At 73.1% G+C, this 23,541-nt stretch carries 22 protein-coding genes and 1 tRNA gene; 12 read left to right on the top strand and 11 right to left on the bottom strand.

The annotated features are described in order from the left end of the window. The first annotated feature begins 189 nt into the window (after positions 1 to 189). Positions 190 to 263, top strand: a tRNA-Met gene (locus ACDF64_RS17055). 334 nt (positions 264 to 597) lie between these two features. Next, positions 598 to 2,724, top strand: coding sequence for a HelD family protein (locus ACDF64_RS17050; RefSeq protein ID WP_394552539.1), 2,127 nt, complete (start codon positions 598 to 600; stop codon positions 2,722 to 2,724). A gap of 50 nt (positions 2,725 to 2,774) precedes the next feature. Here ACDF64_RS17050 and ACDF64_RS17045 read toward each other — a convergent pair whose 3' ends face one another. Both ACDF64_RS17045 and ACDF64_RS17040 read right to left on the bottom strand, forming a co-directional pair. After that, positions 2,775 to 3,479, bottom strand: a complete 705-nt coding sequence (locus ACDF64_RS17045) for a DUF1345 domain-containing protein (RefSeq protein ID WP_394552538.1) — start codon at positions 3,477 to 3,479, stop codon at positions 2,775 to 2,777. Positions 3,480 to 3,586: 107 nt separating this feature from the next. Next, on the bottom strand, positions 3,587 to 4,345 hold the full coding sequence (locus ACDF64_RS17040) for a class I SAM-dependent methyltransferase (RefSeq protein WP_394552537.1): 759 nt from the start codon (positions 4,343 to 4,345) through the stop codon (positions 3,587 to 3,589). Between the two features lie 166 nt (positions 4,346 to 4,511). On the opposite strand from ACDF64_RS17040, the gene ACDF64_RS17035 reads away from it, so the two are divergent. Both ACDF64_RS17035 and ACDF64_RS17030 read left to right on the top strand, forming a co-directional pair. Beyond that, complete coding sequence (locus ACDF64_RS17035; RefSeq protein WP_394552536.1) at positions 4,512 to 5,105, top strand: TetR/AcrR family transcriptional regulator; 594 nt, start codon at positions 4,512 to 4,514, stop codon at positions 5,103 to 5,105. 299 nt (positions 5,106 to 5,404) lie between these two features. Next, positions 5,405 to 7,003 (top strand): family 43 glycosylhydrolase, encoded by a 1,599-nt coding sequence (locus ACDF64_RS17030; protein ID WP_394552535.1) that lies wholly within the window; start codon positions 5,405 to 5,407, stop codon positions 7,001 to 7,003. 27 nt (positions 7,004 to 7,030) lie between these two features. On the opposite strand, the gene ACDF64_RS17025 is transcribed toward ACDF64_RS17030, so the two are convergent. From ACDF64_RS17025 to ACDF64_RS17015, 3 genes are read right to left on the bottom strand one after another with little or no spacing between them, the layout of a single operon-like run. Further along, on the bottom strand, positions 7,031 to 7,912 hold the full coding sequence (locus ACDF64_RS17025) for an O-acetyl-ADP-ribose deacetylase (protein WP_394552534.1): 882 nt from the start codon (positions 7,910 to 7,912) through the stop codon (positions 7,031 to 7,033). After that, on the bottom strand, positions 7,909 to 8,262 hold the full coding sequence (locus tag ACDF64_RS17020; protein ID WP_394552533.1) for a DUF2200 domain-containing protein: 354 nt from the start codon (positions 8,260 to 8,262) through the stop codon (positions 7,909 to 7,911). The genes ACDF64_RS17025 and ACDF64_RS17020 overlap by 4 nt, the downstream gene beginning before the upstream one ends. Further along, positions 8,259 to 8,921, bottom strand: coding sequence for a DUF4304 domain-containing protein (locus ACDF64_RS17015; RefSeq protein WP_394552532.1), 663 nt, complete (start codon positions 8,919 to 8,921; stop codon positions 8,259 to 8,261). The genes ACDF64_RS17020 and ACDF64_RS17015 overlap by 4 nt, the downstream gene beginning before the upstream one ends. Positions 8,922 to 9,025: 104 nt before the next feature. Here ACDF64_RS17015 and ACDF64_RS17010 point away from each other — a divergent pair, with 104 nt between their 5' ends. Next, positions 9,026 to 9,589 carry a GNAT family N-acetyltransferase gene (locus ACDF64_RS17010; RefSeq protein ID WP_394552531.1) on the top strand — a complete coding sequence of 188 codons (564 nt, stop codon included), beginning with the start codon at positions 9,026 to 9,028 and terminating at the stop codon, positions 9,587 to 9,589. A 41-nt stretch (positions 9,590 to 9,630) separates the two neighbouring features. Here the strand turns inward: ACDF64_RS17010 and ACDF64_RS17005 are convergent, their stop codons facing one another. Then, positions 9,631 to 10,362, bottom strand: a complete 732-nt coding sequence (locus ACDF64_RS17005) for an alpha/beta fold hydrolase (protein WP_394552530.1) — start codon at positions 10,360 to 10,362, stop codon at positions 9,631 to 9,633. Positions 10,363 to 10,508: 146 nt separating this feature from the next. Further along, entirely contained in the window at positions 10,509 to 11,858 is a 1,350-nt protein-coding gene (locus ACDF64_RS17000) for an MFS transporter (protein WP_394552529.1), read from the bottom strand. Between the two features lie 150 nt (positions 11,859 to 12,008). Here ACDF64_RS17000 and ACDF64_RS16995 point away from each other — a divergent pair, with 150 nt between their 5' ends. Then, positions 12,009 to 12,701, top strand: coding sequence for an RraA family protein (locus ACDF64_RS16995; protein WP_394552528.1), 693 nt, complete (start codon positions 12,009 to 12,011; stop codon positions 12,699 to 12,701). 34 nt (positions 12,702 to 12,735) lie between these two features. Here ACDF64_RS16995 and ACDF64_RS16990 read toward each other — a convergent pair whose 3' ends face one another. Next, the gene (locus tag ACDF64_RS16990; RefSeq protein ID WP_394552527.1) at positions 12,736 to 13,422 is read right to left on the bottom strand and encodes a GntR family transcriptional regulator; all 687 of its coding nucleotides are present in this window, start codon (positions 13,420 to 13,422) and stop codon (positions 12,736 to 12,738) included. A 122-nt stretch (positions 13,423 to 13,544) separates the two neighbouring features. Here ACDF64_RS16990 and ACDF64_RS16985 point away from each other — a divergent pair, with 122 nt between their 5' ends. Continuing rightward, entirely contained in the window at positions 13,545 to 14,930 is a 1,386-nt protein-coding gene (locus ACDF64_RS16985; protein ID WP_394552526.1) for an acyclic terpene utilization AtuA family protein, read from the top strand. Then, positions 14,908 to 15,225 (top strand): DUF4387 domain-containing protein, encoded by a 318-nt coding sequence (locus ACDF64_RS16980; protein WP_394552525.1) that lies wholly within the window; start codon positions 14,908 to 14,910, stop codon positions 15,223 to 15,225. Before ACDF64_RS16985 ends, ACDF64_RS16980 begins: the two co-directional genes overlap by 23 nt. Before the next feature lie 39 nt (positions 15,226 to 15,264). Here ACDF64_RS16980 and helR read toward each other — a convergent pair whose 3' ends face one another. Next, entirely contained in the window at positions 15,265 to 17,445 is a 2,181-nt protein-coding gene (gene helR, locus ACDF64_RS16975; protein ID WP_394555188.1) for an RNA polymerase recycling motor ATPase HelR, read from the bottom strand. A gap of 198 nt (positions 17,446 to 17,643) precedes the next feature. Continuing rightward, positions 17,644 to 18,012, bottom strand: a complete 369-nt coding sequence (locus ACDF64_RS16970; RefSeq protein WP_394552524.1) for a DoxX family protein — start codon at positions 18,010 to 18,012, stop codon at positions 17,644 to 17,646. Positions 18,013 to 18,123: 111 nt separating this feature from the next. Between ACDF64_RS16970 and ACDF64_RS16965 the strand changes: the two genes are divergently transcribed. The 3 genes from ACDF64_RS16965 to ACDF64_RS16955 all read left to right on the top strand — a co-directional run bounded on the left by ACDF64_RS16965 (position 18,124) and on the right by ACDF64_RS16955 (position 20,243). Beyond that, a complete protein-coding gene (locus ACDF64_RS16965) occupies positions 18,124 to 18,531 on the top strand; it encodes a winged helix-turn-helix transcriptional regulator (RefSeq protein ID WP_394552523.1) in 408 nt (135 codons plus the stop codon). 90 nt (positions 18,532 to 18,621) lie between these two features. Next, entirely contained in the window at positions 18,622 to 19,386 is a 765-nt protein-coding gene (locus ACDF64_RS16960) for a hypothetical protein (RefSeq protein WP_394552522.1), read from the top strand. Between the two features lie 47 nt (positions 19,387 to 19,433). After that, positions 19,434 to 20,243: a carbon-nitrogen hydrolase family protein gene (locus ACDF64_RS16955; RefSeq protein WP_394552521.1), complete on the top strand. Its 810-nt coding sequence runs from the start codon at positions 19,434 to 19,436 to the stop codon at positions 20,241 to 20,243. Positions 20,244 to 20,316: 73 nt separating this feature from the next. On the opposite strand, the gene ACDF64_RS16950 is transcribed toward ACDF64_RS16955, so the two are convergent. Further along, the gene (locus ACDF64_RS16950; protein ID WP_394552520.1) at positions 20,317 to 21,525 is read right to left on the bottom strand and encodes an aminotransferase class I/II-fold pyridoxal phosphate-dependent enzyme; all 1,209 of its coding nucleotides are present in this window, start codon (positions 21,523 to 21,525) and stop codon (positions 20,317 to 20,319) included. A 139-nt stretch (positions 21,526 to 21,664) separates the two neighbouring features. On the opposite strand from ACDF64_RS16950, the gene ACDF64_RS16945 reads away from it, so the two are divergent. Continuing rightward, positions 21,665 to 23,395, top strand: a complete 1,731-nt coding sequence (locus tag ACDF64_RS16945) for a S1C family serine protease (RefSeq protein WP_394552519.1) — start codon at positions 21,665 to 21,667, stop codon at positions 23,393 to 23,395. Positions 23,396 to 23,541 lie beyond the last annotated feature (146 nt).

Genomic DNA, 23,541 nt, shown 5'->3' with positions numbered 1-23,541 from the left:
ACCCCCAACGCCTGGATTCCGGTGGTCTAGGAGCGCCGACGCGCAGCGGCGACGCGTCTCGAGATCCGCGACGCGCCCACTTCCCGGTGGTCGAGGAGCGCCGACGCGCAGCGGCGACGCGTCTCGAGACCCCTCCGCCGCCCTCGATTTGTACCCGGCCAAACCCCGTGCTAGTGTCATCTCTTGTGCCGCGGGGTGGAGCAGTTCGGTAGCTCGCTGGGCTCATAACCCAGAGGTCGCAGGTTCAAATCCTGTCCCCGCAACCGAAGCGGTATCGAATATCGCACAGAAGAGGCTGGGACCGAAGAGATTCGGTCCCAGCCTCTTCTGCTTCCACGCACCGCACACGTGCCGTCCAGTCGGGCCGACGGCGGCGGATCGGCAGGCGGTCCGAGCGCGTCCACGCCTTCGGTCGACGGTTCCGCCGGACTTCCTGCTCGTGGCCACGGCTAGGATTGACGGCTCCGCCGCACGAGGAGCACAGACATCAGCACCAGCACTTCCCCCGCGCCCATCGCCGAGGAGCAGGCCGCGCTCGACCACATCCGCGGGGTCGTCGCGGCGCTCGTGGAGTCGGAGGCCGAATACCTCCGCAGGATGCTCGGCCGCCCCAGCGACGAGATGAACCTGACGGAACGCGACGCGCTCGTCGCGCATCACTCCCAGCGCCTGCAGGGGCTCCGGACTGCGTCGTACGGCCTGCTCCTGGGCGGCGTCGAGACCGACGCCGGCGAGCGGTTCCGCATCGGCCGCATCGGACTGAGCGATCCCGACGACGGCGAGCGGCTGCTGGTCGACTGGCGTGCGCCGGTGGCGCGGCCCTTCTACACGGCGACGCCGCTGCACCGTGAGGGCGTGAAGGCCAGGCGTCGTATCTCGTCGACCGATCGCACCGTCACCGGGGTCTACGACGAACCGCTGCTCATCGACCTCGACGATCCCGCCGTGCACGGAGGCGGCGATCACCGCGACGGAGCGCTGCTGGCGGCACTCGATCGGCCCCGCACGCAGCACATGAGCGACATCGTCGGCACCATCCAGCGCGAGCAGGATGCGATCATCCGCGGTCCGCTGGCGGGCACCCTCGTCGTGCAGGGCGGCCCGGGCACCGGCAAGACGGCCGTCGCGCTGCAGCGGGCGGCCTACCTGCTGTACGAGCACCGCAATCGGCTGGCCAAGTCGGTCGTGCTCATCGTCGGCCCGAACCGCCGGTTCCTCGAGTACATCTCGCAGGTGCTGCCGTCGCTCGGCGAGGACTCGGCCGTGCTCGTCACGCCGGGCACCCTCGTGCCGGGCGTGACCGCGACCGCGACGGAGTCGGCGACCGCGTCGGAATTCAAGGGCCGGCTCGAGGTCGTCGCCGGGCTCAAGCGAGTGGTGAGCGTCGTCGAGGTGCCGAACGAGGGCGTCCGGATGCTCCGCCCGGCGGGCCTCAAGCCGATGGCCCTCGACGGGCAGCTGCTGCATCGGGTCCGCACGCGCGGCCGGTCCGGCGGGACGCCGCACAACGCGGCCCGGCCGAAGTTCGAGCGGGCGCTCCTGACCGAGATCCTCCGCCTCGAGGACGCCGAGCACGGGACATCCGCCATGGAGGACTCCGAGCGGCGGGCCGACTGGGCCGAGGACCCCGCCGTGCAGGAGCTCTTCGACGAACTCTGGCCGCTCCTCGATCCGGTCGAGGTGGTCCGCGACCTGTTCAGCGACCCGGCGCGCCTCGACGCGGCGTTCCCGTCGCTCGCGCCGTCGATGCGTGCGGCGCTGCTCCGCCCGCGGGAGCACGGCCTCACGGCGGCCGACATCCCACTCGTCGACGAACTCGCCGAGCTCCTCGGCGACGACCCGCGACCGGCGGCGGCGGCCGCGGCGCGCGCCCGCGCGGACCGGGCGACCGATCTCGCGTACGCACAGGGCGTGCTCGACATGGTCGACGACATCGACGGTGACGAGGACCGTCTCGCCGCGCCCGTGTCGATCGTGACCGCTGCGACGCTCGCTGATCGGCAGTCATCCCGCGACGGCCGCACGCCCTCGGAGCGGGCGATGTGGGACCGGGAATGGGTGTACGGCCACGTCATCGTCGACGAGGCGCAGGAGACCAGCCCGATGCTGCTGCGCGCCCTGATCCGCCGCTGCCCGACCCGCTCGATGACCCTCGTCGGCGACGCCAACCAGTACACGGCGACGGATGCCCCGTTCACGTGGGCAGGCCTGCTCGACCCGCAGGTGCCCAGGTGGAGCCGCACCGACCTCACGGTCAACTACCGGACGCCCGGTCGGATCATGCGCGTGGCGACCGACGTGCTCCGCCGCATCGACCCCGGCGCAGCGGTGCCGACGTCCGCCCGCGACGGCGACCACGAGCCCCGGGTCTTCCGCGTGGCCGCCGAGCGGCTCGGGGAGGCCGCCGCCCGAGCGACCGTCGAGGCGCTCGAGGTGAGCGACGGGACGGTCGGCGTGATCGGGCCGCTCGGGGTGCTCGGCGTCGTGCGCGACCTGCTGGGGCCCGAGGCGGCGAAGGCCTCCGCCGGCGGGGCATCCGATCGGCTGTGGGTCGGCACGCCCGACGACGCGAAGGGGCTCGAGTTCGACGCGGTCGTGGTCGCGGTCCCGTCCATGCCGGCGCCCGGGGTGGTCTCATCGGCGACGTGGAAGCGGCTGTACGTCGCGCTCACCCGGCCCACGCAGCGGCTCACCGTCGTCGAGGCGGGCGACATCGTCGGCTGAACGCCGCGCCTGTCGCCGTGCGAGCGTCGGCGCCCAGCAGCGCGCGATCGTCAGCTCAGGAACAGCACGGTGATGAGCATCGCGATGATGAACGTGCTGAACCCGAATGCGATGAAGGTCTGGCCGGTCACCACGCGGCGGGCCCGCGTCGTCAGGATCGAGACATCCGACGAGGAGAACGTCGTCGCGATCTGGGCCGACAGGTAGAAGTAGTCCATGAAGACCGGACCGGCCGCTTCTCCCGGGAACTCGATGCTCGGGCCCGCGAGGTCCAGTCGGGCGTAGTGGACCGCATACGCGTAGACCGTGACGACCCACGCCGAAAGCACCACGCCGACGCCGAGCGCGTTCGCGAGCGGACTGTCGAGCAACCCCGGCGAGAGCACGAGCAGGGCGACGGTGGCGATCGCGAGGATCGCCCAGTGCACGTTCGCGGTCGGTCCGGCACCGGATGTCTCGCCCGTCGACCGCTGCCGCCGTCGAACAGGGTTGGTCGTTCGGATCCACGCACTGAGCGTCGCGTGGTCACGGCGCGCGAACACCGACTGGGTCAGCACCGCGTAGGTCGCGGAGTAGGCGATCCAGAACACGAACGACGTCACGATGACGGAGTCGACCGTGAACCGGAACCAGACCACCAGGTGGTAGATGAAGAACGCTGCGATCGTGACCGCGGCGGCCACCGCGATCGCCGCCCAGGTCCGGGAGGCGTCCGAAGCCAACCGGGGCGCGGCCGATCCGGCCTGCGAGGTCACGGTTCCGTCCTCACGAACGCCAGTGTAGGACCGACTGGAGTGCCGACGGCAGGCCCGGGCTCGCGCGGTCGCGACCGGGTCGGGCGGCGCAGGCTCAAGCGGCGCGTTCAGGCGACGCCGCGGGCCATCCACGCCGTTGCGCTGATGACGCCCGGGCCCTCGCCGAGCGCCTCGATCGCGCGACGGCGAAGCGCCTCCCGGTGCGGGTCATCGAGGCCCGCGACGTAGGCGCCCGCGGGCCCGACGCCGAGCGTGTACGGACGCCACCAATCGTCGGGGTCCGCATAGGCGACCTCGACGGTCAACTCGCCGCCGCGCACGCCGTGCAGTCCGGCCGCACGGAGCAGTTCCGCCAGGTGCCCTTCGCGCGCGCCGGCCAACTCCGACTCGCCTGCCGCGCCCGGGTCGAGCTCTCGTGCGACGCGCCAGAACAGCGACAGGGGAGCGCGCTCGCCCGCGAAGTCCCACACCGAGGCGGCGACGATGCCGCCGGCGGTCGTGACGCGTGCCATCTCGGCGAGCCCGGCGACGGGATCGGTCATGAAGTGCACGACGAGCTGGGCGACCGTGAGGTCGAACGTCCCGTCCGGGAACGGCAGCGACTCTGCTGCGGCTTCCCGCACGTCGACGCCGGGGAGGCGCTGCCGCATCGCGGCGACGAACGGCGGCGACGGATCGACCGCCGCGACGGCCGCGCTGCCCAGGGTCTCGGACAGGAGCGCGGCCACGGCTCCGGTGCCCGCGCCGACGTCGAGCGCGCGCCACCCCGGTTCCGGCGCGACGACATCCGCGAACGCGGCCGCGAGCGGCTCGGAGTAGCGCCCCATGAACCGTCCGTAGGCCTCCGCCTCGACATCGAAGCTCACGTGCCGACCCTAGCCGCCGGCGGCGGACGCCGAAATGGCTGCCTCCGTTGGCAGCAGGTGATCCCCGGTCCGGGTGGGGGCCTCGAACCTCGAGACCGCACACACGTACCTACACTGGTGCGGGTACGGACCGATGCGCGCGACGATCGCGAGCGGGGAGGGCGAGATGACGGGGAAGACGCGCCGGAGGATGGCCGCCGACGACCGTCGATCGCAGCTCATCGAGGAGGCGACGCGTCTCATCTCCGAGGTCGGATTCCGCCGCTTCACGATCGCGGAGCTCGCGCGTGCCTGCGGGCTCACGAGGGCCGGCGTCCTGCACCACTACGCCTCGAAGGAGGAGCTCCTGCTCGACGTCCTGGAGGCGCGGGACCGGAACGACGCCGACGCCGTGTTCCGCGATGCGGCGAGGCACGGCGGGGACATCCGCACGATGCTCGACCTCCTGGTCCGACGGAACCTGACGCAGCCGGAGATCGTGCGGCTCTACACGGTGCTCGCCGTGGAGGCCCTGGATCCGGGGCATCCGGCGCACCGGTTCTTCGCGGATCGATGGGAGCGCACGATCGGATGGCTCGCCGAGTACCTGGACGGCTTCGAACGGCCCGCCCGTGACGTGGCGATCGAGATCCATTCCTTCATGGACGGCCTCCAGGTGAACTGGCTGCGCGACCCGACGATCGACTTCGCCGGGCAGTGGTCCGCCTTCGCGGACGACCTCTTCGCCCGTCGTGCGGTCGCAGGGGCGGACACGCACTGATCCGCCCACGCGGAACCGCGGAACCGCGGAACCGCGGAACCGCGGACCCGCGGAACCGCGGACCCGCGGAACCGGGAACCGCGGTACCGCGGAACGCGCGACCGCACGAGCGCCGGAACGCCGATTTGGCGTCGGCTCGCCCTCGGTCTACCATCCCGGTACCTACATCGGTGTAGGTAACGCTCCACGAGATCGCGGGGAGCGCGACACCCGATCGCCCTTCCCGCTCGAACGGGCTTCCGGTCGGCAGCCGAACGGAACGGGCGCGCCCGGCCCCGACGCACAGAAGGAGACCCAGCATGGCCGTCACGGCAGCCCTGTCCCTCGGGACGCGCGAGCGGACCGTCAATCCGTTCCTGCCCTCGTACGAGATGGTTCCCGACGGCGAGCCGCGCGTGTTCGGGGACCGGGTGTACCTGTACGGGTCGCACGACCTCAACGGCGGATCGGACTTCTGCGAGGGCGACTACGTCTGCTACTCGGCGGCGCTCGACGACCTTTCGGCGTGGCGGTACGACGGGGTGATCTACGAGCGCCGACAGGATCCCTTCATCGCCGCGCAGCTCGCGCGCGGGAAGCAGGGCATGACGACGACCCGGCTGTTCGCGCCGGACGTGATCGAGCTCGACGGTCGGTACTTCATGTACTACGGCGTCGGCTTGTCGAAGTCCGGGTTCGGTGTCGCGGTCTCGGATTCCCCGACGGGGCCGTTCGAGTACGTGGGTCGCGTCCGGCTCCCGGAGGAGGCGAAGCCGGCAGGCTGGGTCGACGGCGCGGACGGCATCGTCGACGGCGACCTCGCGTTCGGGGAAGGACGAGGCCCGATCTCCAGGGGCCGCCTTCGGTTCGCGGACTACCCCTACGATCCCGCCGTGCTGCTGCACGAGGGACGCCTCTTCCTGTACTTCGGACTCCTGAACTGCTCGGTGATCGAACTCGATCGGACCGACAACCGCACCGTCGTCCCGGACCGGGCCACCGGGGAGTACGTCACCCCGGTCATCCGTCAGTCGCTCGCACGGGCGGTACGCGCCCGCTCGGCTGCGGCGCACGGCGCGACCGCGTTCATGAACGGTCCGTCGATCCGGGAGGTCGACGGCCGGTTCGTCCTGTCGTACTGGGCGATGGGCGGTGCGGGATTCTCCGGGATGTACCACGCGGTCGCGGATGCCCCGCGCGGGCCGTTCGTGCCCGCCGGGCCGCTCGTCGCGCTGGGCAATGCGTGGAAGCAGCCGAAGCCCACGTACCCGGGCGGCAATACGCACGGGGGCATGTTCGAGGCGGACGGCAGGTGGTACCAGGTCTTCCACCGGCACACCGCGGACGGGCGCCAGGCGTGCGTCGCGCCGCTGACCCGTCGCGGTGACGGCGCGTTCGAGCAGGCGGACTCCTCGTCGCTCGGGTTCAGCGACGAGCCGCTGGATGCCTTCGCACTGTGGCCCGCCTACATCGCGTGCCATCTGACGGCACCGCGGAAGCGGAACCGTCCGGCCATGCGACTGCGCGACCACGAGCTCGGCGACATCGATCCGGGAACCGGCCGCAGAACGCTCCAGGTGCTCGCGAACACCCGGAGCGGTGCCGTCGCCGGGTTCGAGGTGCTCGACTTCGGTGAGGATGACCCGGCCGCCGCGCTGAGCGTCGACATCGACCCCGAGGGCGAGGGAGCGATCGAGGTCCGTCTCGACACCCCGAACGGTCGGCTGATCTCGACCGTCGTCGTGCCCGCGTCGACCGTGGGCCGGGGCTGGACCCGCCTCCACGCCCCGGTCGTCGGAGTGTCCGGCGTCCACCCGGTCTTCCTGGTCTTCCGTCCCCGCCGCGGTCGGCTCGGCGACGTCGCCGCGTTCGGGTTCCGCGCCCTCGCCGGGCACGGGCGGCGCGCGGTCGCGGGCTGAATCCGGTCGCGGCGGCCGGGTCGGCCGTCACGCGTCAGGCGGCTCCGGGCCGGTCGGCGGCTCCGGCGGAGACGGCGGATCGGCGAGCGCCGCCTGCCGGTCGAGCAGGATCGGGATCCCGGTCTGCGCCCACCACGCCGGGCTCACGGCTCCGGCGGACATCCCGTGGCCGGGGTCGAACTCCGGCAGGTACACGGCGTCGGCGGCCGACGTGAGCGGCGTTCCGATCACCTCCTCGACTGCCCGCGTGAGCAGCGACCGGAGGGAGAACCAGTCCGTCGGGAGCGGCGTGTCGGCGAACCGGGCGCGGAGCGCCCTCCAGACGTACGGGTCGCCGCGGAGTCCCCACTGGGCCACATCACGGTCGAAGAGGGAGCCCACCGTGCCGGCACCGGTCGGTGGCCGGAACAGCCGGAGCACGACCGCCTGCATCTGCCGGTGCACGGCGTCGTCGAACGCCACGAGCCGGACCTCCTCGACCCGGGTCCGGGTTGCGGCGATCGTGGCGACCGCGGCCTCGATCGCGTCCGCGCGCGGCCAGCCGTAGACGCCTGCGCTGATGAGTGGGAACGCCACGCTCCGCGCGCCGAGTTCGTCGGCGACCTCGAGCACCCGGCGATAGCAGGACTCGAGGAGCGAGCGGTCGCGCTCGCCCGCGGCGAAGTTCGGGCCGACGGTGTGGATCACCCAACGGGCCGGGAGGTCGCCCGCGGTCGTCCATCCGGCGTCCCCGGTCGCGAGCCCGTCGGGGAAGCGCGCGATGCAGTCCTCCAGCACGGCGGGCCCGCCCGCCCGGTGGATCGCTCCGTCGACGCCGCCGCCCCCGCGCATCCCGTTGTTCGCGGCGTTGACGATCGCGTCGACGCGCTCCTCGGTGATGTCGCCGCGGACCGCGGTGACCGTGGTCATGGCGTCGCGCCCTCCCGCAGCACCTTCCCCATCGCCTTGCCCTTGGCGAGTTCGTCGACGAGCTTGTCGAGGTAGCGGATGTCCCGCATCAGTGGATCCTCGATGTCCTGCACCCGCACACCGCAGACCACGCCGGTGATGAGCGACGCGTTCGGATTCAGGTCCGCGTCGGCGAAGAAATCCTCGAAGGTCGTGCCCGCGTCGAGGTGCGCGCGCAGCGCGTCGTCGTCGAACCCGGTCAGCCAGTGGATGACCTCGTCGAGCTCGGCCTGCGTCCGGCCCTTGCGTTCGAGCTTGGCGATGTAGAGCGGATACACCGCGCTGACGCTCGTCGTGAAGATCCTGCTCACGGGATCGAGCGTACGCCGACTCGCTCGCGGACCCACTCCGCGAAGCCGTCCGGCTGCTGGTCCGGCGGCTCGGGGTGCGCGGCCAGGTCCGCGAGGACCCGATCGACGCCGGCACGGTCGCCCTCGTCGGCGAGGATCAGCGCCTCGCACCGCAGGAAGTACGGGGTCAGGTCGGCCTCCTCGGGATCAGCGGGAAACCCGAGGTCGTGCGCCCGGATCGTGGCCAGGAGGTTCGAGCGATCGAGCAGCCGGTCCAGGGTCGGCAGGCCGTCGGCGCGGAGCTGCGCGACCATGTCGTGGACCGCGTCGGCCGCGGCATCCTCGCTCGTGATCTCCCACCAGGTGTCGATCACCGGCGGTGCGCCGGTGGGGTGGAGGCGCCGCCGGTACATCCCGTAGCTCTCGCCGATGGTCTTCGGCCGACGGACGGCCTTCTCGAGGATCCGGTCGACCCACGGGGTCGGCGCGAGCGAGAGGTTGACGACGCAGGGCAGGAGGCCCGCCGAGCTGAACATCGAGGACTGGACTTTCACGATCGCGAGGTCGCCGTGTTCGTTCGCCTTGCGCCAGGTGGTACCCGATCCCCGGTAGCCGGCGGCGCGCACCGCGGGCCCGAGGATCTCCTTGAGGGCGGTCCGGAGCCCCTGCTGTGCGGTCATGGACCGATCCTCGCAAGCCGCCCGCGCGATGGCGATGCCCGCGATCGGGGGTGGAGGCCGCCGCGAACCTCGCCGACGAGACATCCACCCGGCATGATCGACGCATGGCCGACGACACCGCGCAGCCGGACGCACCCGAACGCCGCGAACCGCCGATCACCCCGCCGCCGGGCGTCCGGTTCCCGGACGGCGTCGCGCTCCGACGGCCGCGCGACGACGACCACGCGACCGCGCAGGCCGTGCTCCTGGACTGGTGGGGCGGCATGACCCGCGCGCCGTTGCCGGCGCTCCTGCCGCGCCTGTTCTTCCAGCACTTCAGCGACACGAGCCTGTGGGCGACGGATGCCTCGGGCTTGGCCGGATTCCTCGTCGGCTTCCGCTCCTCGGCGCAGCCGGGCGTCGCGTACATCCACTTCGTCGGGGTCCGGCCCGACCTGCGCGCCGCGGGTCTCGGCCGCGCGCTCTACGAGACGTTCTTCGACGAGGCCCGCGCGGCGGGCTGCCGACGCGTCGACGCGATCACGGGGCCAGTGAACGCGCGGTCGCAGGCGTTCCACCTCGCGTTGGGCTTCGCGATCGCGGGCGACGTCGAGATCGACGGCGTGCTCGCCCGGGCCGACTACGACGGCCCGGGGGAGCACCGCGTGACGTTCAGCCGCACGTTGTGACGAGGGCGGGCGCCGCGTCGGCGCCCGCCCTCGTGCCGGCCTCAGACCGACGCGGCCGCCGCGAGGATCGCCTGCACCGACACGTCCGGGTGCGACACCATCGACACGTGCGACGCCGCGACCTCGGTCACGGTCGATCCGGCGCGCTCGGCCATGTGCCGGAGCAGCCCGACCGGGATGACCTTGTCGTCCGTGCCGATGACGGCCCAGCTCGGCAGGACGCGCCACGCGGGCGGCCCCGACGGGGTCACGTTCGCGATGAGGGACGCCGGTCGCTGGCTCGCGACGATGGTCCACCGGCTCGCCTCGTCGAGGTCGGGCGCGAACGAGGCGTGCACGACCTCGGGCTTCAGGAACACCTCGGCGACGCCCTCAGGTGCGCCCGGGTATCCGGCGATGTCGAAGATCGTGGTCGGATCCTCCACGGCCAGCGCCGAACCGGACGGGCCGACCAGGTCGACGACGGTCTCGCCCTCGTCGGGCATGAAGGCGTTCACGAACACGAGCGCGCGCACGTTCGGGCTCGATGCCCCGGCGTTCGTGATCACCGCGCCGCCGTACGAGTGCCCGACGAGCACGACCGGCCCGCTCGTGCGCTGGGCGAGGAACGAGGCGATGTAGGCCGCGTCGTCGGCGAGGCCGCGCAGCAGGTTCGGCGGGACGAGCACCGGGTACCCCTGCGCCTGCAGCGCCCGCGTGACCGCGTCCCAGCTCGATCCGTCCGCCCACGCCCCGTGCACCAGCACGATCGTCGGCTTCGTCGCATCCGTCATGGCTTTCCCCCTGTCTGTCCGCATCCGGGGAATCGTCCCCGCTTCACCCGGGGGAACCCTATGCCCGAGGGCGGTCGGGGCGCCAGAGGCGGATCGACGGCGTGCTCGCGGGCCGACTCGGCCGGCCCGGCGAGCACCCGCGACGGTCAGCCGCGGGTCCGGACGTCCTCGTCGGCACCGGCGCCGGCCTCGCTGCCGGCGTCCGCCTCCTCGGCCTCGACGAGGTAGGACTCCTCCGCGAGCTGGCTCGCCGAGTTCTCGCGGCGCACGCCGAAGGTGAGCAGCAGCCCGATGACCGCGGTTCCGGCGACGAAGAGCATGAGGTAGGCCCAGCCCGTCGCATCCACCAGGGATCCGAGCACCGCAGGGCCGGCCGACGAGCCGATCGCCTGAGCGACGGCGAAGATGCCGGTGTAGGTGCCGAGCATGCGCTGGCTGGGCGCGAGGTTCCAGAGCACGACGACCGCGTTCACCGCGAAGCCCGAGTAGCCGCAGGCCGCGATGATCACGCCGGCGAGGGTGGCCTCGTACGAGCCGTTGAAGGCGAACGCGACGAGCGTGCCGGCGGCGAACACGACGAGGCTGATCCGCATGACGAGCCGCCGCCCGACGCGGTCGGAGAGGATCGCGGCCGGGATGACGACCACGATGAAGGCGACGCCCGCCGGGAGGGTGAAGCCGCCCGCCTGGCCGCGGGTGAGGCCGAGCTGCTCCACGCCGTACAGCGTGAGCATCGCGCGCAGGCCGGCCCAGGTGCCCCACACCACGACCACGGCGAGCACCATCATGAGGCGGCTGCGGTCGCGGTCGGTGAGAAGGTCCTTGAGGATGCCGCCGAGCCGCAGCTTCTCGCCGCCGTCGACGTGGTCCTCGGCGACGATCGCGCGGTAGCCGGCGCTGCGCGATTCGCGGAGGGCGAGCACGAGGATCGCGGCGCACACGATCATGAGTCCGGCGGGGATGAGGTACGCGAGCTCGACGCTCTCGTCGACCACGAAGAGGCTGAGCAGCGCGGCAATGATGATCGTGAGGCTCGACGCCGCCTTCGCGACCGCGTTGCCCTTGCTGCGGTGCTCGGGCAGCTGCTGGTCGGCGATGAGGGATTCGGTGATCGGCTTGAAGCAGTTCGCGGTGAGCGAGAACAGCACGATGACCACGATGAGGATCGGGAACGACGGCGCGAGCGGGATGAGCGCGAACAGGGCGGCCGCGATCGGGACGCCGACGACGATGTAGGGCGTGCGCCGGCCCCACTTGGACCGCGTCCGGTCGCTCATGAAGCCGATCAGCGGCTGGACGAAGATGCCGATGATGTTGTCGAGGCCCATGATGAGGCCGATGAGCGCCGCGCTCGTGGTGTACTGCGAGAGCGTCACGGGGGTCTGGGCGTCGTGGAAGTTCCAGACCGATTCCTGGGCGAAGATGCCGAGCGCGACGAGCAGCGCGACGCGGAGGTGGAAGCGCCCTCGGCGTCGAGGGGTGGGGGTGGCGTTCACAGCGTTGACTCCATCGTCGTGGTGCCGGCGGGCCTCGTTCGGCGACGCCGGGATCTGTGATCCGTGACGTTACCATTTGCTATTGCAAATAGATACATCCGTCCGATCGCGGGAACGATCGGATCGGCACCGCATCGAGGAGGACGCGAGATGACCACCGTACCCGGGCTCGACCAGGCCGACCTGGCCTTCCTGCAGGGGGTCGACAGCCCCACGATCGCGAACGCCCTCGAGCGGCTGGACCTGCGCGATCGCAGCGATGGATACCTCGGGGGCAACGTCGCGTGCGCCTTCCCCGAGCTCGGGGTGATGGTCGGCACCGCGCTCACCGTCACCGTCGACGATGCGGTCGGGCGCCCGGCCCGCCAGGAGGGCTACTGGGACCTCTGGGCGACGCTCGAGGCCTGCGAGGGGCCGGTCGTCATCGTGATGAAGGATGTCAGCGGCGCCCCGCACCGCGTCGCGTACGCGGGGGAGATCATGGTGACGCTCGCCAAGCGGCTCGGCGCGATCGGCATCGTCACCGACGGCGCGCTGCGCGACCTCGACGAGGTGCGGGCGAAGGGCTTCCACTACTTCATGCGCCACGCGGTCGTCTCGCACGCGAACTTCGAGCTGTCGAAGGTCGGCGACCCCGTGCTCGTCGACGGGCAGGTCGTGCGCACGGGCGATCTCCTGCACGGCGACGCGAACGGCATCGTGATCGTGCCGCGCGAGGGCCTCGCCGGCCTCCGCGACGCGGTCGCGGCGGTGCGCGCGTCGGAGCGGCGCGACCTCGACTTCATCGACGGCCCGGACTTCACGCTCGACGGGTATCGCGCGATGCGCGGCTACGGGTCCTGAGCGCCGGGGCGGATGCCCCGACCCGGCGCGTCGCTCAGTCCCGGGGTGCCTCGCCGATCGGCGGCACTGGGGCCGACGCCGCGTGCGCGCGGACCAGCCGCTCGGCGGCGTCCTCGTCGCCCGCTGCGAGGGCGTCGAGGATCGCACGGTGGTCGGCGATCCGCCCGGCGACCCAGTCCGGGTCGAGCGCGCCGCGCTGCGCCTCGTGCAGGCGGCGGTCGGCGCTGAAGATCATGTAGTTCTCGACGAGGGCGCGGAGGGCCGGGTTCGCGGCGGCGCGCGCGATCTCGGCATCGAACTCCTCGGCGAGTGCGAACCGCTCCGCTGTGGAGAGCGTGTCGGCGGCGCTCACGGCGTGCTCGATCAGGTCGCGCATGCGCGCGATCGCGTCGGGGGCGATCTTCCGCGCCGCGAACCGGGCCTCGGCGCCGCGGAGCATCGCCTCGACCTCCATCAGCTCGCTGAGCGTGGTCGCCGGGTGGTCGGTCACCTGGAGCCGGCGGGCGCCGACGCGCTCGACGAGCCCCTCGTGCTCGAGCTTGCCGATCGCTTCGCGCACGGGCGTCGGGCTGACCGAGAGCGCGGCCGCGAGCTCGCGCTCGGTGATGCGCGTGCCGGGGGCGAGGCGGCCGTCGGCGATGCTCTCGCGCAGCGCGAGGTACGCCTGCTCGGCGAGCGATCCCGCTCGGGCGACCTGCGGCAATGTTCCGTCCAGACTCACGCGTCCCCTCCGTCGACAGGTTCGACGGTAGCGCCTCGCGTTCCGAGTCCGGAGTTGACACCACTTGCTATAGCAAATATCTTCAGTGGGCAAGGTTCGACGAGACGACAGGACACGACGACGTGGCATCCGTGCGCATCATCTTCCCGATCGGCATGCTCGGCGGCGGCTTCCCCGAGGAGACCGTCGCCCGGGGCATCCGGCTCGGCGCCGACGCGATCGCCGTCGACGGCGGCTCGACCGACTCGGGCCCGCACTACCTCGGCGCCGGCGTGCCGAAGACCTCGAAGGCAGCCGTGAAGCGCGACCTGCGGTCGCTGCTCGTCCAGGCGCGCCCCGCCGGGATCCCGATCGTCGTCACCTCGTGCGGCACCGCCGGCACCGACGCCGGACTCGAGTGGGTCGCCGGGATCGCCCGCGAGATCGCCGAGGAGGAGCACCTGTCGTTCCGCCTCGCGACGATCTCGAGCGAGCTCGCCCGCGGCACCGTGCTCGACGCGCTCCGCGACGGCCGGGTCAGCGCGCTCGAACCCGCCGCCGACCTCGACGAGGCGACCGTGCTGCGCTGCGAGCACGTCGTCGGGCTCATGGGACACGCGCCGATCAGCGCCGCGCTCGCCGCGGGCGCCGACCTCGTGCTCGCCGGCCGGGCGACCGACACCGCGTCCGTCGCCGGCATCGCGCTCGGCCGCGGGATCGCGCCCGGACCCTCCTGGCACGCCGCGAAGACCGTCGAGTGCGGCAGCCAGTGCACGACCGACCCGCTCGGCGGCGGCGTCATGGTCGAGATCGACGACGACGGCTTCACGGTGCATCCGCTCGACGAGCACGCCGCGGCCACCCCGATGACGGTCGCCGCCCACATGCTCTACGAGAACGCCGACCCGTTCCGCCTCCGCGAGCCGGCCGGCACGCTCGACGCGAGCGACGCCGTCTACACCGCGGTCGGCGACCGCGCGACGCGCGTCGAGGGCTCGCGGTTCGAGCCCGCCGACCAGCCGACCATCAAGCTCGAGGGCGCCGCGCTCGCGGGCTACGAGACGATCTCGCTCGTCGGCATCCGCGACCCGCACATCCTCGGCCAGATGGATGCCTGGCTCGCGCGCTTCGACCTCGAGCTCGGCCGCCGCATCCAGGGCCTCCTCGGCCTCGAGCGCGGCGAGTACGAGACCGAACTCCGCGCCTACGGCCACGACGCCGTGCTCGGCGACCTCGAACCGGGCGGCGCCGCACCCCGCGAGGTCGGCGTGCTGTTCCGGGCGCGCGCCGCCGACCAGGCGACCGCCACCGCGATCGCGAAGATCGCGAACCCGATCATGCTGCACCTGCCGCTGCACGGGATGACCCACCTGCCGAGCTTCGCGTTCGCGACCTCGCCCGCCGAGATCGAGCGCGGCGCGACCTACGAGTTCGTGCTCCAGCACGTGATCGCCGTCGACGACGAGGGCGAGCTCTTCCGCACCCGCTTCCAGGAGGTGGCCCCCAGTGCCCAGCCAGCCGCTCGATGAGCTCGCCGACCTCGTCCGCGCGAAGAACGCGGGGCCGTTCTGGCTCACGCTCGACGTGTTCCTGCCCGACGACGCGGCGTTCGCGCGGGTCTGCGCGTCCGATGTCGTCGACCCGGCAGTGATCGCCCGGCTCTACGCGACCGAGCCGGACCAGGTCCGGATCTTCCGGCTCCCGTCGATCCGCGCGATCAAGATCTCGTTCCCGCGCCCGCGGGTGCAGGGGTCCTTCGGCGACCGCGACATGCACTCGGGCCAGCAGCACGTGCTGCTCGCGGCGATCGCGGTTCCGGCCTGAGGTGCGGGCCCGCGGGCCCGCGCCCCGTGACGGGTCGGTTCACGCGGCCGTGAGCACCACGAGCCGCCGGGTCGCGCGCGTCATCGCGACGTAGCGGTCGACGGCGGCCTCGAGATCGGCGGATGCCCCCGGCCCTACGGATGCCCCGCGCTCCGGGGATGCCCCGCCGTCGACGAGCACCACGAGGTCGAACTCGAGCCCCTTCGCGAGCTCGGGCGACAGCGATCGCACCCGGTCGCGCGGGGCGAAGGTCGCATCGCCGATCACGCAGGCGACGCCCTCGCCGTCCGGGTGCTCGGCGAGCCATCCGTCGACGATCGCGTCGCGTTCGGCGAAGGGCCGGTACTCGACCGGGATGCCGCTGCGCCGGATCGAGGTCGGGACGTTCGCGTCCGGGATCGCCTCGAGGATCACGGGCGCCGCGGCCTCCATGATCTCGGCCGGGGTCCGGTAGTTCACCGTGAGCGACGCGATGCGGACCCGGTCGATGCCCGCACGCGCGAGGCGCTCCTCCCACGAGCCGGCGAACCCGTGTCGCGCCTGCGCGCGGTCGCCGACGACCGTGAAGCTCCGGGACGGGTTCCGCGCGAGGAGCATCCGCCACTCCGCGTCCGTGAGCTCCTGCGCCTCGTCGACGATCACGTGCGCGAACGGGCCGGCGAGGTCGTCGGGGTCGGCGATCGTCGAGGCGTCGTCGGCGAGCGAGTTCCGCGCGTCCTGGCCCTTGAGGATCGACATGACGAGCAGTTCGGAGTCGTCGGCCGCGACCAGATCCTCCACGACGCGCTCGCGCTCCCGCTGCTCGATCGCCTGCTCCGCCTCGCGCCGTCGCGCCAGGGCGGGCGCCTCGGGGTCGCCGATCCGCCGGCGGGCGGCGTCGAGGAACGGCAGGTCGGACGCGGTGAAGGCGCGGGGATCGTCGCGGCGGAGCATCCGCACGTCGTCGGCGCCGAGCCAGGGCGCGCACGCCGCGAGGTACGTCGGAACCGACCACAGGTCGGCGATCACGCCCACCGGGTCGAGCACCGGCCACGCGCGTCCGAAGGCCGCGCGGAGGCCGTCGTGGCCGGCGAGTGCGCGATGCAGCAGGTGCGTCGGCGCGGCGCCGCCGTCGCGGTCGACGAGGATCGCGAGCAGTTCCTCCCAGACCTCGTCGCGCGCGAGGTTGTGCGGCGTCCCGGGTTCGGGCGCGGCGAACGCCTCGGCCCAGTCCTCGGGTTCGACCAGGATGTCCGACCACGGCGTCTCCACGACGAACTCCATCGTCGGCGGCCGCTCGTGGTGCCGCACGGCCGCCTCGACGGCGTCGACGAGCCGCGCCGACGACTTCAGCGCCGCGACGGCCGGGTCCGGCTCGATGCCCGCGGTCGCGCCCTCGGGCACGAGGTCGCGCAGCGTGCAGGTCGCGACGCCCTCCTCGCCGAGGCTCGGGAGCACGTCGGCGACGTAGTCGAGGTACGGCCGGTGGGGGCCGACGACGAGCACGCCGCCACGGCGGTCGCCGAGGCGGGGATCCGTGTACAGCAGGTAGGCGGCCCGGTGCAGCGCGACCACGGTCTTGCCGGTTCCCGGCCCGCCGTCGACGACGAGCGCGCCGCGCGAGCCCGCGCGGATCACGGCGTCCTGGTCGGACTGGATGGTCGCGAGGACGTCCCGCATGCGCGGCGAGCGGCTCGCGCCGAGGCTCGCGATGAACGCGGACTGGTCGTCGAGCGCTGCCCGCTCCCTGGGATCGTCGAGGCCGTCCTCGGTGAAGACCTCGTCCCAGTAGTCGACGACCCGGCCGTTCGCCCAGCGGTACCGGCGCCGGCTCGCGAGTCCCATGGGCGCGCCGTGGGTCGCCGCGAAGAACGGCTCGGCCGCGGGGGAGCGCCAGTCGACGAGCAGGCGCGCGCCGTCCTCGTCGGCCAGCCCGAGCCGGCCGACGTACACGGGGGCGCCGCCGTCGGCGGGCACGAACCGGCCCAGGCAGAGGTCGAGCGCGTAGCGCTGCAGCGTGCGGATGCGGCCGGTCAGGCGGTGGACCTCGAGGTCGCGGTCGAGCGCCTCCTGGCCCTGGCCCGCCGGTCGGCGCCGGACGTCGGCGAGGCGATCGGATGCCTCGGCCGTCGCCCGCCCGATGCGGGCGCCGATGGCCGCGAAGTGGCGGTCGTCGTCGCCGATGAGTGCGGGATCGGTCTTGGCGGCGAGGCGTTCGGGGAGTGCGAATGCGGTGGTGATCAGGAGTTGCTCCAGGCGGTGCTCGATCGGCCGGGCCGGGTGCGGGGCGGCCGGTGGACCAGTATGCGCCCGCCGGGGGGCCTTGCGGCAAGGCCCCCCGGCGGCGGTATCCTGAAAGTGGAGAGCACCGCGGTGCTCTCCTTCTCCATGTCCGGGCACGGCACGACGAGTCGAGGACCCGGCCCGGACGTCGGGGTCCTAGCCGAGGACGACGAGGTACCCGAGCACCGCGCTCGCGATCGACACGAGCGCGAGGACGATCGACGGCAGGGCCGACTCCTTCCGGCGCACGTGCACGACGATCGCGCCGAGCATGATGATCGCGAGGCCGGTCGCGGCGAGCGGCGTGAGGATCGGCGCGAGGCCGAGCGCGAGCGGGAGGATCAGGCCGAGCGCGCCGAGCACCTCGAGCGCGCCGATGGCCTTGATGCTGCCGGCCGAGAAGTCCTCGGTCCAGGCCATGCCGTTCGCGGCGAGGGCCTCCTTCGGGCGGGTGGCCTTCATGAGGCCGGCGGCGAGGAATGCGAGCGCGGCGAGGCCGTTGACGATCCAGAGGGCGACGAGCATGGGGGAGTCCTGACGTTCGAGGGTTACGATTTGTTCGCAGCCTCATGATCAGTGATCGGACAGGCGCGTGCAAAAGGCACATCCGTGTGCCCCGCTCACACCGGAGGAACCATGCAGCCGCTCGCCGACGCTCCCGCGACCCACCGCAGCGCCTACGAGGGCAGCTGCGCGTCGAGCCACGGCGACGGCCGGGGCATCCGCGAGGTCCTCGACCGCATCGGCGACAAGTGGTCGCTGCTCGTCATCGCGACCCTCGAGCGCGGGCGCCTCCGGTTCAGCGAGCTGCAGCAGCACATCCCGGGCGTCTCGCAGCGGATGCTCACGCTCACGCTCCGCCACCTCGAGCGCGACGGGCTCGTGACCCGGACCGTCCACGCCGAGGTCCCGCCGCGCGTGGAGTACGAGCTGACCGACCTCGGCGGCACGCTCATCGGCCCGGCGTCCGCGTTCGCCGAGTGGGCGATCGCCGCCTTCCCGCGGATCGAGGCCGCGCGCGCCGCGTACGACGAGCGCGTCTGACGGCCGGGCGCGCTCGGCACCCGGACGGGGGCTGCCCGCCCCGACCCGCTGATCGACAGGATGTCCTCCGGCGGAAGGAAGCGGATGGGCATGTCGGGTTCGGGGCCGAGGGACTGGTCGCCGGCGGGCTACTGGGATGAACCGTCCGCACCCCGCGCCACGGGCCGTGCCGGCCGCGCCGGCCGACGCCCGGCCGCGCGCACCGCGACCGCGACCGCGACCGCGACCGTACGGCCGTCCCGCGGCTGGCTGGTCCCGGGGTTCGTCTCGCTCTTCGCGGGCATCGTCGCTGTGGTCGCGCCGCTCGGCGTCGTCCTGGACGGCCGAGTCGGCGGCTGGGTCGTGACGACCGTCGGCATCACCGCGGTCGGGTTCGCGATCGAGTCCGCCCGGCGCCGCCGTGCGTGGCGGGGCTCGGCCGGCGTGCTCGCGTGGGTCGGCGGGGTCCTCGGCGTCGTGGGCACCCTGCTCTGCCTCTGGACCGTCGCCGCGGCCTCCCTGCCCGACGCGGTGCCGCCGGCGCCCCGGCTCGTGGCCGGCGACCTCGGCGGGATCCGGATGCTCACCGCGCCGGTCGGCGCCGCGGGCCGAACGATCGAGGTCCAGGTCCAGGCGATCGAGGGCGCGTGCGCGTCCGGGACCTCGTGCTGGGCCTGGCAGGTCGTGCCCGCCGAGGCGTGCACGACCGCGACCGCGACGGTTGGATTCGCGTCGACCCCGGACGGCGGCCCGGAGTTCGAGGAGACCCGCGTGCTCTCGGACCTCCGGCCCGGGGTCGCGACGAGCCTCGTCATCGCCGACGACGGTCGGTACCCGGGCCTCGCGCGGATCGAGCGGGTCACCTGCGCGGACTGAGCGATCGAGGCGCCCGCGCCGCGGTGCCGACGCCCTACCCTGAGACCATGGCCGACACCGCCCTCGCCCTCGCCGTCGCCCAGTTCGCTCCCGTCGCGGACACGGGCGCGAACCTCGCCGAGATCGCGCGGCTCGCCGCGCTCGCGGTCGAGCGCGGCGCCCGGGTGGTCGTCTTCCCCGAGTACTCGATGTTCTTCACGCCCGAGCTGGGCCAGGAGATGGTCGACGCGGCCGAGCCGCTCGACGGCCCCTTCGTGCGGGCGCTCGGCTCGCTCGCCGCCGACCTCGGGATCCACCTCGTCGCGGGAGTGCTCGAGCGCGGGAGCGACCCCGCGCGCTTCGCGAACACCGCGGTCGCGCTCGACCCGGCCGGCGACCTCGTCGCGCGGTACCGCAAGCTGCACCTGTACGACGCGTTCGGCCAGACGGAGAGCGACCGCGTCGTCGCCGGCGACCTCGACGAGCCCGAGGTCTTCGACGCGCACGGCCTGCGCTTCGGCCTGCAGACCTGCTACGACGTCCGCTTCCCCGAGGTCACGCGACGCATCGTCGACGCGGGCGCCGACGTCGTCCTCATGCCGGCCGAATGGGTGCGCGGCCCGCTCAAGGAGGCGCACTGGCGCACGCTCACGACCGCGCGCGCCCTCGAGAACACGGTCTACGTCGCGGCCGCCGACCACGTCCCGCCGATCGGGGCCGGCAACAGCATGGTCGTCGACCCGATGGGGGTCGAGATCGCCACGATCGGCGAGCAGGCGGATGTCGCGATCGCCTGGGTCTCGCGCGAGCGGATCGCGGCGGTCCGCCGGTTGAATCCGGCACTCGCGCTCCGGCGCTTCCGGGTCGTCCCGCGCTGAGGCGGGGCGGGGCGGGGCGGGTGCGCGTGCCACGACCCGGCCGCGGCCCGCGGACCGCGGGCCACGACTCGCCTCAGGCGAGCGTCGCGAGCCGCGCCACCGCCTCCTCGAGCACCTCGCGCCGCTTGCAGAACGCGAACCGCACGAGGCTGCGCACGGTCGAGCGACGCTCGGGCTGGAGGAACGCCGACACAGGCACGCCCACGACGCCCGCGAGTCCCGGCAGCGCGCGGCACAGCTCGTCGGCGTCGGGATGCCCCAGCGGCGAGGCATCCGCGACGATGAAGTAGCCGGCCTGCGGCGGCGAGACGTCGAACCCGGCCGCGGTCAGCCCGGCACCGAGCAGGTCGCGCTTGTCGCGCAGGGTCGCGGCGGCGCGCGCGAAGAACGCGTCCGGCAGGTCGAGCCCCGCGGCGATCGCGGGCTGGAACGGCGCGCCGTTCACGAACGTGAGGTACTGCTTCACCGCGAGCACCGCGGTCACGAGCGGTGCGGGCGCGGTGACCCAGCCGATCTTCCAGCCCGTCGTCGAGAACGTCTTGCCGCCCGACGAGATCGACACGGTCCGTTCGCGCGCGCCCGGCAGGGTCGCGATCGGCACGTGCGCGCCGTCGTACACGAGGTGCTCGTAGACCTCGTCGGTGACGATGAGCGCGTCGTGCCGGGTCGCGAGCTCGACGACGAGTTCGAGGGTCTCGCGGTCGAGCACCGCACCGGTCGGGTTGTGCGGCGAGTTCACGAGGATGACCCGCGTGCGGTCCGTCACCGCGGCCGCGAGTTCGCGGGGGTCTGGGCGCCAGTCGGGGAACCGCAGGGGCACCGTGCGCAGCACGCCGCCCGCCCGTGCGACCAGCGCCGCGTACGCGTCGTAGGCGGGTTCGAGCACGACGACCTCGTCGCCCGCGTCGACGAACGCGAGGATCGTCGCGGCCAGCGCCTCGGTGGCGCCCGCGGTCACGAGGACCTCGGTCGAGGCATCCCACTGCAGGCCGTACCAGTGCGCCTGGTGCCGCACGATGGCCTCGCGCAGCACGGGCAGCCCGATGCCCGGCGGGTACTGGTTCACGCCGGCGGCGATCGCGTCGCGCGCGGCCTCGAGCACCTCGGCCGGGCCGTCCTCGTCGGGGAAGCCCTGGCCGAGGTTGATCGCGCCCGTCCGGGCCGCGAGCGCGCTCATCTCGGCGAAGATCGTGGGGCGCACGCCGCCGTCGTCGGCGAGAAGTCCCGCGGCCTGCGCGGTGCGCTGCCACGGCGGCGGGACGAATCGGCTGGTCACCCTCACACGGTAGGCCAGTGGAGGTTGGTTAGGCTGAATCACCCGGCTCGGATGACTCACCGTGAAGGGATAGCGGACTCATAGAGACCGCGCATGGCGTGCACAGGTTGGCGGGGGACGCTGTCCTCGCTTGGAAGGAGCAGCAATGTCCGATGAACAGAACGGCTCGAACCGCACACCGTCCGCTCCCGAGCCGGCGGAGACCGCTGAGGCGACGACGCCGGAATCGACCGTGACGCCCGAGGAGCCGGCCGCACCGGCCGCTCCCGCCGCGGCGCAGCCCACGGCCCCGGTCGAGGCGGATGCCCCGGCCCCGGCCGCAGCCGTCCCCGCGGCGCCCGAACCCGCAGCGCCCGCACCGGTTCCCGCCGGCAGCGCGGTCGCCGGCGGGCAGACCGTCCCGCCCGCCGCGCCTGCGGCGCCCGTGGCACCCGCAGCGCCGGCCGCACCCGCCGCGCCCGTGGCACCCGCCGCAGCCCAGCCCGCGCCCGCGCCGGTCGGTCCGACCGGGACCCTGTACGCGCCGGGCCAGGCCCCGCAGCCGTACCAGGGCGCGCAGAGCGCGTACCAGACCCAGCCGACCCAGCCGCTGCCCGGATCCGGCCAGGTGCCGCCCGCGTTCGGCGGTCCGCAGCCGGCCCCGGCGGCCTCGGGCGCGCCCAAGAAGAAGCGCCACACCGGCCTCCTCATCGGCGGCGTGGTCGTCGCGGCGGCCCTGCTCGGCGGCGCCTCCGGCGCGGGCATCACCGCGCTCACGCTCGGCAACCAGCCGCGCGTCGTGCGCGAGGACGCGACCGGCACGCAGAACATCGTCGTGAACGACACCGAGTCGGTGACCCAGGTCACGGCCGTCGCCGCGAAGGCCGGCCCGAGCGTCGTCACCATCTCGGTGGCCTCCTCGGATGCGGGCGGCACGGGGTCGGGCATCGTCCTGTCGAAGGACGGCTACGTGCTCACGAACACGCACGTCGTCACGCTCGACGGCGCGACCGCCGCCCCGACGATCCAGGTGAAGACGGCCGACGGCCGGCTCTTCTCGGCCGAGGTCGTCGGCACCGATCCGCTCTCGGACCTCGCCGTGATCAAGATGGCGGATGTCTCCGACCTCACGCCGCTCGAGTTCGCCGACTCCGACCAGCTCAACGTGGGCGACCTCGCGATCGCGATCGGCGCGCCGATGGGCCTGTCGAACACCGTCACGAACGGCATCGTCAGCGCGCTGAATCGCAGCATCGAGGTCGCGTCGTCGGCCGTGCCGGAGACGACCGAGGACGGCCAGGACGGGCAGGACGGCCAGCAGGGCGGCGACGAGCCGTTCGACTTCTGGAACTTCGACGGCCAGGAGCCGAGCCAGCAGCAGACCGCCGCCGCCGGCACGATCTCGATCCCCGTGATCCAGACGGACGCCTCGATCAACCCGGGCAACTCGGGCGGCGCGCTGCTCGACTCGGACGGCAAGGTGATCGGCGTGAACGTCGCGATCCTCTCCGCGGGCGGCGTCGGCCAGGCCGGCAGCATCGGCCTCGGCTTCGCGGTGCCGGCGAACCTCGCCGAGCGCGTCGCGAAGGAGATCATCGAGAACGGCGAGGCCACCCACGGGCTCCTCGGCGCGACCGTGACCTCGGCGGAGACCGCCGAGGGTGCGACCGAGGTCGGCGCGCTGATCGCCGACGTCACCCCGGGCGGACCGGCCGACGAGGCCGGCCTGCAGTCGGGCGACGTCGTGACCGAGTTCAACGGGATCCCGATCACCGACCAGGTCGACCTGACCGCGCAGGTCCGCGCGCAGGCCGGTGCGTCGACCGTCGAGCTCACCTACACGCGCGACGGCCAGTCGTACACGGTGGACGTGACGCTCGGCACCTACGAGGGCTAGCCCTCGCCTCCTCCTCTGAGCACGGGGCCGGCGCCGGAAGGCGTCGGCCCCGCGGCGTGTCCGGCGCATCGCGCTCGCCCGGGCCCGGCCGGGTCCGGCTGCTAGGCTCGATCGACCGAGCACGAGTGAGGAACCTTGCCCCAAGA

Origin of the sequence: Agromyces sp. MMS24-JH15 (genome assembly GCF_043518605.1) — a bacterium.
Taxonomy (GTDB): domain Bacteria; phylum Actinomycetota; class Actinomycetes; order Actinomycetales; family Microbacteriaceae; genus Agromyces.
Note: the sequence above shows the minus strand (reverse complement) of the source record. Positions and strands in the feature narration are given on the sequence as shown.